The organism is Lacibacter cauensis (assembly GCF_007830055.1).
GTDB classification, from domain to species: domain Bacteria; phylum Bacteroidota; class Bacteroidia; order Chitinophagales; family Chitinophagaceae; genus Lacibacter; species Lacibacter cauensis.
In genome coordinates, this window is sequence record NZ_VLLE01000003.1 from 367627 (window position 1) to 381246 (window position 13620).

The following is a 13620-nucleotide window of genomic DNA, read 5'->3' on the forward strand; positions in this document are numbered from 1 at the left end:
ACTATAATTAAAGGATATGTTACCAGAGTTTAAAAGCATCTTCGATTTACTGAAAGCCTTTCCTACTGAGCAATCTTGCATTGACCATTTGGAAGGTTTGCGCTGGGAAGGGATTGTAGTTTCTCCTTTTGACGAATCGTCTAAGGTTTACAAATGTGCCGGAAACAAGTACAAGTGTAAGAATACTGGTAAATACTTTAACGTTCGTACAAACACCATCTTCGACAATACAAAGATTCCTTTACAGAAATGGTTCTTAGCCTTATATGTTTTTAGTTCACATAAGAAAGGAATCAGCAGCCACCAGTTAGCAAAGGATATATCTGTAACTCAAAAATCTGCATGGTTCATGTTGCACCGTTTGCGTTATGCTTTTGACCATCCAAATTTCAAAAAGACAGTTGGCGATATTGTTGAGATTGATGAAAGCGGAATTGGTGGTGATTCATCTAACAAGCACGAAAGCAAAAAGACTAAGAATGAAGAAGGTAATACCATCAGCACAAAAACAACTGTATTAGGTTTCAGGGAGAGAGGCGGCAATGTAATTGCAAAAGTGGTATCAGACAGAACTAAAGATACTTTATTGCCAATCATTCACGAAACAGTTGAACCTAACAGCGTGATAATGACAGACGATTATAGCGGCTATAATGACCTTTCAAATCATTTTCAACACCACACAGTAAATCACAGCGCAAAACAGTATGTAAACGAAATGGCGCATACAAACGGTATCGAAAACTTTTGGTCACATTTGAAGCGTGGTATTGATGGCATTTATCATTCAATCAGCAATCAACATTTACAGGCTTACGTCGATGAATTTACTTTGCGGTTTAATACACGTAAATTAGATACCCAAAGTAGATTCGATTTTGTACTTTCAGGAGTTGCGAATAGGCGTTTAACATATAAAAATTTAATCAAATAAAATGATAGATTTAAGTAGACAAGGTGCATTTCTTTTTTATAATGGTGCAGACGGGAAGATTCAGGCGCAAGTAATACTTGGCGATGAAACAGTCTGGCTAAGTCAAAAAGGAATGGCAGAAGTTTTTGGAGTTCAACGACCAGCCATAACAAAACATTTGCAAAATATATTTCAAGAAGGCGAATTAAGCGAAGAGTCAGTTAGTTCCATTTTGGAACATACTGCCGATGATGGTAAAAAATATAAAACGTCTTTTTACAACCTTGATGCAATTATTGCCGTAGGATATAGGGTAAGTTCTTACAAGGCAACTCAGTTTAGAATTTGGGCAAATAAAGTCACAAAAGAGTATTTAGTAAAAGGGTTCGTTTTAGATGATGAACGATTGAAACAGGGCAATAAGCTATTTGGCAAAGACTATTTCAAAGAATTATTAGAGAGAATACGGGAGATTAGGGCATCAGAAAGGATGTTTTATGAAAAGATAACAGACCTTTATGCTACTGCTGTAGATTATAACAAGTCAGACCCAGAAACACACAAGTTTTTTGCTAAAGTTCAAAATAAATTAGAATATGCAATTGTTGGTAAAACATCTGCCGAAATAATAAAAACAAGGGCAAATGCAACGCTTCCAAACATGGGATTAAAAACTTGGAAAAATGCAGGAAAACAAGGCAAGGTTCAAAAATTAGATGTTACAGTTGCTAAAAATTATTTACACGAAGAAGAGATAAGAAAATTGAATACACTGGTCAACATGTACTTAGATTATGCCGAGCTACAGGTGGAAAGGAATAAACTAATGACTATGAAAGACTGGTCTTCAAGATTAGATGCATTTTTAAAGTTTAATGAATATGAAGTATTAGAGAACGCAGGAACGATAAGGAAAGACGTGGCAGATAATTTTGCAGAAAATGAATACATAAAGTTTAGAGTTGTTCAGGATAATAATTTTAAATCAGATTTCAATAATTTACTCGATCAAATCAAAGACCCTGCTAACTTACCAACAGAAGAAGATGTAAAAAAGCAAAAGGAAATCGTAAGTTCTTTTGATAAGCACTTGCAAGGGCTACTAAATACTCCGCCACCAACGAAAGACAATAAAAAATAAGTGTTTACTCTTAGTAAAAACACTCGATTAATGTTAAAGTGTTTAGTCTTATACCTAAGACGCTTGCAAATACAGGCATAAGATTATACATTTGTAGTAATAATACTCGCCACGCTTCCCGCAGAACAGCGCACCCGGGCGAGTTTTCTGTTTTTTATAGAGTATGAAATTCCCCAAAAACGCCACAACCATCCCAGAACAATTAGCCCTATTAAAAAAAAGAGGATTAAAAATTATTAATGATAATTCTGCGGCTAAAACTCTGAACAATATCAGCTATTACAGGCTTAGTGCTTATTTTTTATCGTTTCAAAAATTTGGTTCTCCTAGCCATGATTTTATGCCGTGGGCAGACTTTAAAAAAGTAGAAAAACTTTATATTTTTGACAGAGAGTTAAGAAGTATTCTTTTAGATGCAATAGAAAGAATAGAGGTCGCACTTAGATGTCGAATCGTTTACGAGTATTGTCATAGACACGGTAACAATTGGTATGAAGACCCATCTTTATTTATAAGAGAGCATACTAAATTTCTGAAAAAAGTTCACACCGAATTAGGCAACTCAAAAGAGGTATTTATTTCACATTATTATTCAAAATATACCGTTCCGCAACATCCTCCCGCATGGATGTCTATGGAGATTTTGTCTTTCGGGCAAATTTCAATAATGTATAAGAATCTTCATAATAACGATGCAAAGAAGGCTGTTGCACGTCATTTTGGAGTAAGCCCTTCTGTTTTAGAATCTTGGCTTGAGCATTTAGTTTATATTAGAAACATTTGCGCTCACCATAGTAGATTATGGAATAGAATTATGACAGTGAAAGCAACCATACCTACTAAGGCAAGTGAACTTTGGATTTCATACCCACCATCAAAACCAGACAAAATTTATACTACTATATGTATAGCTGCTTATTTACTAGAAAGGGTTAATAGTAGTTCAATATTTGCTGGTAAAATTAGAAGTCTAATAAAAAGGTTTAATAATATTGACTTAAATGCTGCTGGATTTAATAAAAATTGGCAGTCCGATCCATTTTGGAAAAGCATATCATCGCCTTTTACTCACAAAATTAGAATTGTTATTTTTAGCTGTATAAATGCAATCAAAATCGAAAAACGATTAGCATAATTTAAATTTAATACCTTTACTTATACCGCACCAGTAGCACAAAGCGAAAAGTGGTTTTGTTCTGTTCTTTCTTTTACTCATTTGGTTTTTGATGCAGGTTAGCATCCTTTCTACCAGTCAAGTATTTCGAGACTTGAAAGCCAAATTGAGGTTCATTTTCAACTACATAGATTTTCCGTTTTGTCTGGTGTAAACAGGTATATTATTGCCGTTTCTATCCGAAGCTAAGCGTGTAGAAACGTTTGCACACGGATAAATTAATTGTATCTTATTGTCTAAATGCTTTACTATGACTGCACTGGAAACCAAAACCTGCCTGGCCTGTGGCAAGCCGTTAAAGGGAAGAATTGATAAGAAGTTTTGTGATGATTACTGCCGGAATAACTATAACAACCAGCAAAAAGCCAAAAGTAATTACAGCAGCCTGGTGCGTAACATCAACAACACGTTACTGAAGAACAGAAAGATCCTGGAAAGTATTTTACCCGAAGCAGAAGAAACAGCAAAAGCCACAAAAGATAAACTGCAGCGCATGGGTTTTCATTTCAAATACATCACACACCTCTACACGACCAAAAACGGCAAGACGTATTTCTATTGTTACGATTATGGTTATCTGCCGCTCGAAAACGATTGGTACCTGGTTGTAAAGAAAAAGGAGGAGTAGTGTTATCGTTTAATGGCCGATGCACGCACCTGTAACTCGGGTGTAAGCACACGTTTTTCAAATTCTTTTACAGGCCGTTTACTTTCTACCAGTTGCAGTAACAACTCTGTAGCAGCTTTGCCCATTTCTTCGGCAGGTTGACGGATAACCGTAAGCGGAGGATCTACCAATTCAGCAATATCGTAATTCGAAAAACCTATCATCCCTATTTCATCGGGTATAGAAATGCCTCTGCGTTTCAATGTACGCAAACAGCCGGTGGTTAATTTATCGCTGGTGGTAATAATGGCATCGGGTCGTTTCTTGAGTGTAAGCAATTTGTTGACGGCTTCTTCTACTTCCGAAAAAACCATTCCGCCATAATAACAATGCTGTACATATTCTTTGCTGTATTCCAGTCCGTGTGCTTTTAAGGCATCGTTGTAACCGGCTAAACGTTCGGAGGTGATGGATAAAAACTCGGAGCCTGCCAATGCAGCTATCCGTTTAAATCCATTTTTAATTAAATGTTCTGTAGCATCGTATGCACCCCGGTAATTATCAACAATTACTTTGTGTGTATTGATCTCTTCAGTGATGCGATCGAACAACACAATGGGCATACCACGATCGTGCAATGCTTTAATATGACTGAGATCGGTTGTTTCTGTTGCAAGTGAAATAATCAATCCATCTACCGAACGGGAGGAAAGAAACTGCAGATCCACTACTTCCCGATCGTAACTCTCATGACTTTGCGATACGATGACATTGTAACCACGATCGTATGCAATCGATTCAATACCATTAATGACCTGCGAGAAAAAACTGTTGGCAATTTCGCATACCACCACACCAATGGAGCGGCTGCGTTTTTCTTTTAAACTTAATGCAATGGGGTTGGGCTTGTAGTTGAGCTTTTCGGCACACTCCAATACCAGTTGTTTTGTTTCGGCACTGATCTCATGACTGTCACGCAATGCACGTGAAATAGTAGAGGTAGAAAGTCCCAATGCCTTGGCAATATCTTTAATGGTAACAGCTTCAAATTTCATAACTGCAATGTTGCGCTAAAGATAGATGATAAAAATCTTAAATGACAGGAGGCCCTCTTCAGTTTTTGCATAACCAATTGTGAATCATTAAAAAGCAAAAAACAGACAGCACAGGATAGTTGCGGAAAAATGGCATCGTTCTCGGGAACGATTGCGTAAATAAACCCTTCTGCAGGCCTTTACGATTCGTTAAAATGTAGGTAGACTTGTTTTGTTAAACGAACGGATTTGCTTGTATTGAACGAAACCAAAACATAAGATTTTACATCGGCCATTAACCAGTTAACGATTCAAAACAATCACCAAAACATTCAACTTTTTTATTGCATCCCCTTGCAGTAAAAGTCTATTGATTATTTAAAAACTAAACACAGTATGAAACAGTTTTTCTCCCTGTTTTTGCTTTGCATGTGTTGTACGATTGCAGTTGCCCAAACCCGCCAGATTAAAGGCAAGGTTACCGATGAAACCGGTGCCGGTTTAGCAGGTGTAAGTGTGCTGCTGAGCGGCGCCAATAACGGTGTGCAAACAGATGCAAATGGTAACTTTTCTATTGCTGCACCCGGTACCGGTGCAGTAACCTTAACCATCAGCTATTCCGGTTACAAACCGCAAACCATTAAAACCGATGGTAAATCGGAAGTAAACATCAGTCTTGAAAAAGATGTAGCCGCATTGGAAGATGTGGTGGTGATCGGTTATGGTACTATTAAACGGAAAGATCTTACCGGTACTGTTTCTTCTATTGGCTCTGCTGAATTATCGAAGATACCTGTTGCCAGTGCTGCAGAAGCAATTACAGGCCGTTTACCCGGTGTACAGGTTACTACAACCGATGGCGCACCCGGTGCTGAAATTGTGATTCGTGTACGTGGTGGCGGTTCTGTAACACAGGATAACTCGCCCTTATATATCGTTGATGGTTTTCCGGTAAACAGTATCAATGATATTGCGCCTGCAGATATTGCTACCATCGATATCTTAAAAGATGCGGCTACTTCTGCTATTTATGGTGCACGTGGTGCAAATGGTGTAGTGATCATTACCACGAAATCTGCAAAGGCAGGTAAAACAACTATCTCTATCAATTCTTTTGGTACTGCACGTACTTTACCCCGCACACTCGATGTATTATCGCCTTACGAATTTGTTTTGGCTAACTATGAGTATGCCCGTATACAAAATCAGAGTGCGGTAGATAATTTCACCAAGTTTTTTGGTGTGTACGAAGATTTGGAATTGTACAAATACCAGAAAGGTACCAACTGGCAAAAGGAATTGTTTGGTAAACCTGTTTACTCGCAACAACATAACCTGAGTATTACAGGCGGAACATCAAAAACAAAATTCAGTTTAAGCGCTACCAACAATACCGATCAGGGATTAATTAAAGGTTCGGGTTACATGCGCAACTATGTAAACTTTAAATTAAACCACGAAGTTTCAAAAGCATTGCGTTTCGATTATGCAACTCGTTTTGTGCATACGGTAATTGATGGTGCAGGTTCATCCGGTTCATCGAGCTTCCGTATCGGCGATGCCATTACCACACGCCCTGTAAATGGTTTGGCCGATATCTTTACATTAGATCCTACAGGTACGGATGATGATTATGAGCAGTTCCTCAAAAGTTTAATCAATCCATCTAAACTCATTGCACAGGATTATCGCAAGCGTTTGAATTATACATTCAATACCAACCTTGCTGCTACCTGGAATATTGTTCCTGCGCTTTCTTACCGTACCGAGTTCAGTCTCGATCTTGGTTTCGGACAAAATAAACGTTACTACGGTCCGTTAACCGGTGAATCAAGAAACGTTGGTGGTAACTTACCACTTGGCGAGTTAACCAATTCCAACTCGAATGGTTATCGCTGGACGAATACATTGAACTATAAAAAAGAAATCGGCAAACACGATTTTACTTTCCTTGCCGGTCAGGAAATCAATGTACTCAACAGAGGTTTTTCTGAGTTTAACCGTGCAAAATTCTTTGCCGAAAATATTCAGCCCGAAAAAATGTTTGCCAACATGACGCTTGGTACACAAGACCGTCATACGACCACTGTATTTGCAGGTGAGCGTATTGCTTCATTCTTCGGACGTGTTACCTACCAGTTCGACTCCCGTTACTTACTTACACTCACAGCACGTGCCGATGGATCAACCAAGTTTGCACCCGGCAAGCAATGGGGTTTGTTCCCTGCTGCAGCGTTTGCATGGCGAGTATCGCAGGAAGAGTTCATGAGCAATGTAAAATTTGTGAACGATCTGAAAGTACGTTTAAGTTACGGACAGGCGGGTAACAACCGTATTCCAAACGATTTGTGGAGAGTACAATTTGCGCCAACCGACTTCCGTACCATTGGTTTTGGCGATGTTGCTAATCCCTACTACGGTTATGCATCCTCGTTATTACCTAATCCGGATATTAAATGGGAAACAACCGTTACCCGTAACGCCGGTTTAGATTTTACATTATTTAAACAACGTTTATCCGGTTCGTTCGATGTGTATTGGAACACGACGAAAGACCTGTTAGTAGAATCAGATATTCCGCAGATCACCGGTTTCTCTAAACAGCAACGTAACATCGGCCAAACATCTAACAGAGGTATTGAGCTGGGTTTAACCGGTACCATTGTACAGTCGAAGAATTTTCAACTGAATGGTACATTCAATATCGGTATCAATAAATCGAAAATTGATAAGCTGGATGGTGTGAACGAAAAGCCATTCTCCTCTAACTGGGCCGGTACCGATCTGAAAACACAAGACGATTACCGTGTGTATGTTGGCCGTACTATTGGTTTAATGTATGGTTATGTAACAGATGGTATGTATACAGTTAACGATTTTGATTCGTACAACCCTATTACCAGAACCTATGCTTTGAAAGCAGGTGTGGTTAATGTTGGTTCGTTCCTTGGTGGTGCTGCTGGTGTTCGCCCGGGTGTAATGAAACTGAAAGATCTCAATGGCGATGGTGTTATTACAGCAGCCGATCGCCAGGTAATCGGCAGTGCATTACCCAGGCACACAGGTGGTTTTGGTTTGAGTGCCGTGTATAAAGGTTTCGACCTGAGTGCAAACTTTAACTGGGTTGTAGGGAATGATATTTACAATACCGGTAAAATTTCGTTCAATCAGTTTTACCGCACCAGCTATGGTAACATGCTTAACACTGTTAATTCTGATAACCGGTTTAAGTATATTGATGCAGCCGGTAATCTTGTTACCGATCTTACTGAGTTAGGCAAGCTGAATGCGAACGCAAAAATATGGTCGCCTTTCTCTTTTGGTACAGCTGTTCCCGTGTTTCATTCGTGGGCGGTGGAAGATGGTTCGTTCCTGCGGTTAAACAATCTTTCATTGGGTTATTCTTTACCTAAGAATATGATTTCTTCACTTCGTATGACCAAGGTGCGTGTATACGCAACCGTGTACAATGCGTTCTTATGGACGAAGTATTCCGGCTACGATCCGGAAGTAAGTTCAACCAGAAGTGATGGTTACTCACAGTTAACACCCGGTGTTGATTATTCGGCTTATCCAAAGAGCCGCAACTACACGCTCGGTATTAATGTAACATTCTAACCTGTATTGATCAAACAAAAGAAATTGCCATGAAAAAATTATATGTCATTTTATTTGTTCTTGCTGCAGGTATCCTGCAATCGTGCAAGAAATTTTTAACAGCCGATTCGCCATCCAACTTCACACCCGAGTATGTGTTTGCGAGTGAAGCCGATGCAAAAAAATCGGTGAACAGTGTGTATGCATTGTTTAACCAGGATGCGTATACCTCCAGATTGTCGAACAACTTTGCGGGTAACACCGATATTGAATGTGGTGGTGTTTCTGCATCGCCCGATAACTCACGTCGTGATATCTGGTCGTTCGAATGTACACCGGCCAATGCCGATTTATTAACGGTTTGGAACAATGGTTTTAATGCCATTAACCGTGCCAACGAATGCGAAAAAGGTTTACTGGAAGTGGGCCTGGTAAAAGAACCCAACAGCAAAGTTATGAACAACCTGTTGGGCGAAGTAAGAGCACTGCGTGCTTTGTGGTATTACTGGCTCATTAATCACTGGGGCGATGTACCATTTAAAACCAAACCTTCACGTGCGGGTGATAATTTCTATTTACCAAGAACAGGCAGGGATACGATTCTGTCTTTTCTCATCAAGGATCTGATGGAGGTAGAGCCAAAGATGGCCTGGGCTGATGAACTGGATTACGGTATTGAACGGATCAACCGTGAGTTTGTGATTGGATTTATTGCACGTTTGGCAATGATGCGTGGCGGTTATTCGCTGCAACCCGATTTAACGATGAAGCGTAAAGATGATTATCGTGAATACTACCAGATTGCGAATACGTATGCAAAAAAGCTGATCGATCTGAAGCCTCGTGCTTTACCCGATTATGCAACAGTATTCATGAACGAGAACAAATACATCAAACCTGTTAACAGCGACGTATTGTACGAAGTAGCGTTTCATCCCGGCTTTGGTGATGTGGGTTGGAACAATGGTGTGCGTGTAGATGCAGGCACACATCCATACGGTTCAGGTTCTAACTATTTATCATTTCCGATTACGTATTATCATTCTTTCGATACAACCGATAAACGTTTGCCTGTTACCTGTTCTATTATTTATTACGATAAAGATCTTTTACAGCAACCTTCCGGTGCCACCTCAATTGCTCCCGGTAAATGGAACAGATTACTGGTGCCAACGCCTTTAGGTTCTGCATCGGCAAAAGGTACAGGTATTAACTGGCCGGTGATGCGTTATGCAGATGTACTGTTGTTGTTGGCAGAAAGTGAAAATGAATTGAACGGACCTACAGCTGTTGCACAGGATGCATTGCGTCTTGTTCGTCAGCGTGCGTTCCCGGAAGCATTATGGGGTGAAAAAGTAACGGCGTACATTAATTCAGTAGCTGCCGATAAACAAACCTTCTTCAATGCCATTGTAAACGAACGTGCATGGGAGTTTGGTGGTGAGTGCTTGCGTAAATACGATCTGGCACGCTGGAACCTGTTTGGTAAAAAAGTAGCCGACACACGAAATACACTTGCACAAATGGGTATTGATGGTAATGCAGGAACAGGTACCTATGCACAACTGCCCGATTACCTGTATTACAAACGTAACAGCGATGGTACCATCAGCTGGTACAACAAGTTTAAAAAACCGGCTGTAGAACCACCATTAAAAGATGTGCCTTCTGTTGGCAGTAACCCCGATGGTTACACCCGTATTGCCTGGACAAGAGCGATGTATAACACCACCACCAGTGGCTCTGCCAACTATGTATTATGGACCTGGCGTGGTTATACCGATAATACGGGAGCATCGTCATTACGTTATATTCTGCCTTTGCACAACTCGGTTATTTCGAGCAGTCTTGGTGTATTACAAAACCAATATGGTTACTGATAAAACTCATTGGCCATTCTAAAAAAAATTGCAATGAAGAAATTACTTTTTATATCGCTGGCTGCAATGGTAGTGTTGTTTGCCTGCAAAAAAATGGATGATCCGGGTGAGGCGCCACGCCTGTTCCGTCCGGTGATTAAAGATGCACTGGAATCGAACGGTAACTGGATCAAAGTATCCTGGCAGGCTGTAACCGGTTCTGCTTCTTACACAGCTGAAATAAGTGTGGACAGTTTCCGCACCATTGCCGCCAGTGTAAAAATTGATACCAATGTGCATTTGTTTGAAAATCTCTACTGGGAAAAAGTATACCAGGTAAGGGTTAAAGCCAATGCTGCCGATACATCGAAGAGTTCGAAGTTTGCAGATTTAGGCGCTATTAAAACAGCCCGCTTCCCCACTATTTTAAATGTGCCGGGCTTAAGTGATGTAAACGACAACTCGGTGAAAGTTAGCTGGACAAACAGCGGTGCAGCAGTAACCGAAATTAAAATACTGCTTGCAACCGACAGCTCTGTAGTGAGTACAACAGCTTTAAATGCAACGGATATTACCAATGCATACAAGATCATCTCGGGTTTAAGTGGTTCTACATCGTACATCATTTTCCTGTACAGCGGAGCTACTGTGCGTGGCTGGGCAAACTTTACTACAAAAGCCCCGCTAACAGGTGCAATTATTGATTTGCGTGGCATTACCGGCCGAGCAAGTGTTTTGCAGGATACAATCCCCATTGTTGCATCGGGCAGTATTATTTTATTGAAGCGTGGTGAAACCTATAACATCAGCTCTACCACCAACATCAACAAAACACTTACGTTCCTTGCGGGTGCCGATTTGTTGAACCCGAATAAGCCGGTTATTTACATGCCTGCCAATTTCAACATTACATCAGGCAGTACTATCGATTCAATTGTGTTTAATGATGTGGTGTTGCGTGGCAGCGATTATGCATCCAAGTATGTATTCAACATCAACACTGCCTGCAATATTGGTAAGATCCGTTTCGAAAACTGCGTAGCGGAAATTTTCAGGGGTGTGTTGCGTACACAAAGTCAGCCGGCTATTATTACAAACCTCGAAATGAACAACTGTATTGTAGACAGTATTTCGAACTACGGTATATTTAATATTGATGTGGCAACAAGCCGTGCAGATAATATTAAGCTTACCAACAGTACAATTTATAAAGTAGAGAAAGTAATTACCAGCAGAAATAATTCCATCTCGGTTTTGGTTGAAAACTGTACGTTTAACGAAGCGCCTGCAGGTAACAGTTCTTCATACTATGTAGACTACAGTACATCGGGTACCAATAATGTAACCAATGGTATTACCGTTAACAACTGCATTTTTGGTATTGGTAAAAGCAGCTCAGGTGCTTTTACGGTGCGTGATGTACGAGCCAATGCTGCAACAACCATAAACGCAAGCAACAATTACCGTACATCCGATCATTTATCGGCTGGTAACGATTTGCCAAACATTATTACCTATACAAAAACCGCAGCACAGATCTGGCAAGATCCTGCTACGGGAAATTTTAAAATTATCGATAATACATTTCCGGGCAGAAGTACTTCGGGCGATCCACGCTGGAGACTGTAAGGAAGTAAAACCATTTAACGCCGCAGTATAAACATCTACTGCGGCGTTTTTCCCAAAACCTGTTGTTAACGAGAAGCTGCTGCAAAAAAATTGCAACGTATTTCTATTGAAATGCTTTGCGTAATTGATTAAACAAACAGGATGAAACAGAATAAGTTTATGACAGTACTTGGAGCCGTATTCGTATGCGCTTCCTTTTACGCTTGTGCTCAACAGAAACAAATTTCTATTCAAACAGAAACAGCAGCTATTGCTTTTCCCGGTGCGGAAGGCTTTGGCAAATACACAACCGGTGGCCGTGGTGGTAAAGTAATGATCGTTACTAACCTCAATGATAATGGCCCAGGTAGTTTTCGTGAAGCTGCAGAAGCAAAAGGCAAACGCATGGTGGTGTTCGCCGTATCAGGAACCATTCATCTCGAAACAAAATTGTTTATTAAAGGCGATATTACTGTTGCCGGGCAAACAGCTCCGGGCGATGGTATTTGTTTTGCCGATCAACCAGTGAGTTTAGCAGGTGATAATATCATTGTTCGATACATCCGTGTACGCATGGGCGATAAATACCAGCGACAAAAAGGAATGGTGGATGGTAGTGGTGGCGATGATGCATTTGGCGCATCGGGCCGCAAGCATATCATCATCGATCATTGTTCGTTCAGCTGGAGTACCGATGAAGTATGTTCGGTTTACAAAGGCGATAGTACCACCTTGCAATGGAATATCATTACCGAACCACTCAACTACTCGTATCATTTTGAAACAGGTGATAAGGACTGGGAGCACCATGGTTATGGTGGTATCTGGGGCGGACAACATTTATCTGCCCATCATAATTTATTTGCACATTGTGTAAGCCGTAACCCACGCTTCAATGGTGCACGACTTGGAGCCGATGCAGAGTTTGTTGATTTCCGCAACAATGTGATCTATAACTGGCAGCACAATAATGTGTATGGCGGCGAAGGTGGTACATATAATATGGTGAACAATTATTACAAGTATGGTCCGGTTACCAATAAAAATGTTCGCAGTAGAATTGTTAATCCTTCCAAACTAGACAAACAACCTTTCGGCCGGTTTTATGTAGAAGGCAATTATGTGGATGGTGCACCCGATGTAACAAGCAATAATTTATTAGGTGTACATCCCGATCCGAAAGGAACTGAAGAAGAAAGAAAAACAGTTGTGCAAACTGTTGCATTCCCAACAATTGCTATTCCGGTACAAACAGCAGAAGATGCTTATAGAATTATTCTGCAGCAAGTAGGGGCTTCATTCCAAAGAGATACGATGGATGCACGCATCATCAACAATGTCATCAATCGTACCGGTGCAATTATTGATGTGCAGGGACATTATCCGCATCACTCAGCTTTTGAAATCACCACCAATGCATGGCCCGTTTTGAAATCCGAACCAGCTGCTGTTGATACCGATAAAGACGGTATGCCCGATGAATGGGAAAAGAAAAATGGGTTAAATGCAAAGGATGCAGCTGATGCAAGTCAATACAAACTTCATCAGCAGTATACCAATATTGAAGTTTACATTAATAGCTTGGTGAAAACGAATTGATGAGGATTGTAAAAAGAAAAATGAGTTAGCACTATTGTATAATTAAAATACGATAGCCTGGCCTCCCTCTCTTTTGGAGAGGAACGAG

Annotated in this window: 9 protein-coding genes; 8 read left to right on the forward strand and 1 reads right to left on the reverse strand. The window is 40.4% G+C overall.

The window, feature by feature from the left end:
* The first annotated feature begins 16 nt into the window (after positions 1-16).
* The 4 genes from IQ13_RS06860 (at position 17) to IQ13_RS06875 (ending at position 3856) form a co-directional block, all read left to right on the forward strand.
* A complete protein-coding gene (locus IQ13_RS06860; RefSeq protein WP_144885366.1) occupies positions 17-934 on the forward strand; it encodes an IS1595 family transposase in 918 nt (305 codons plus the stop codon).
* 1 nt (position 935) lies between these two features.
* Positions 936-2054, forward strand: a complete 1119-nt coding sequence (locus tag IQ13_RS06865) for a virulence RhuM family protein (protein WP_144885367.1) — start codon at positions 936-938, stop codon at positions 2052-2054.
* 163 nt (positions 2055-2217) lie between these two features.
* Positions 2218-3189: an Abi family protein gene (locus tag IQ13_RS06870; protein ID WP_144885368.1), complete on the forward strand. Its 972-nt coding sequence runs from the start codon at positions 2218-2220 to the stop codon at positions 3187-3189.
* 289 nt (positions 3190-3478) lie between these two features.
* Positions 3479-3856 carry a DUF2116 family Zn-ribbon domain-containing protein gene (locus tag IQ13_RS06875; RefSeq protein WP_199758203.1) on the forward strand — a complete coding sequence of 126 codons (378 nt, stop codon included), beginning with the start codon at positions 3479-3481 and terminating at the stop codon, positions 3854-3856.
* 2 nt (positions 3857-3858) lie between these two features.
* On the opposite strand, the gene IQ13_RS06880 is transcribed toward IQ13_RS06875, so the two are convergent.
* Positions 3859-4890 carry a LacI family DNA-binding transcriptional regulator gene (locus IQ13_RS06880; RefSeq protein ID WP_144885369.1) on the reverse strand — a complete coding sequence of 344 codons (1032 nt, stop codon included), beginning with the start codon at positions 4888-4890 and terminating at the stop codon, positions 3859-3861.
* A gap of 375 nt (positions 4891-5265) precedes the next feature.
* Here IQ13_RS06880 and IQ13_RS06885 point away from each other — a divergent pair, with 375 nt between their 5' ends.
* The 4 genes from IQ13_RS06885 (at position 5266) to IQ13_RS06900 (ending at position 13532) form a co-directional block, all read left to right on the forward strand.
* Entirely contained in the window at positions 5266-8487 is a 3222-nt protein-coding gene (locus tag IQ13_RS06885) for a SusC/RagA family TonB-linked outer membrane protein (RefSeq protein ID WP_144885370.1), read from the forward strand.
* 29 nt (positions 8488-8516) lie between these two features.
* The gene (locus tag IQ13_RS06890; RefSeq protein ID WP_144885371.1) at positions 8517-10346 is read left to right on the forward strand and encodes a RagB/SusD family nutrient uptake outer membrane protein; all 1830 of its coding nucleotides are present in this window, start codon (positions 8517-8519) and stop codon (positions 10344-10346) included.
* Between the two features lie 33 nt (positions 10347-10379).
* The gene (locus IQ13_RS06895) at positions 10380-11954 is read left to right on the forward strand and encodes a DUF5123 domain-containing protein (RefSeq protein ID WP_144885372.1); all 1575 of its coding nucleotides are present in this window, start codon (positions 10380-10382) and stop codon (positions 11952-11954) included.
* A gap of 141 nt (positions 11955-12095) precedes the next feature.
* Positions 12096-13532, forward strand: coding sequence for a pectate lyase family protein (locus IQ13_RS06900; protein WP_144885373.1), 1437 nt, complete (start codon positions 12096-12098; stop codon positions 13530-13532).
* Positions 13533-13620: the final 88 nt, after the last annotated feature.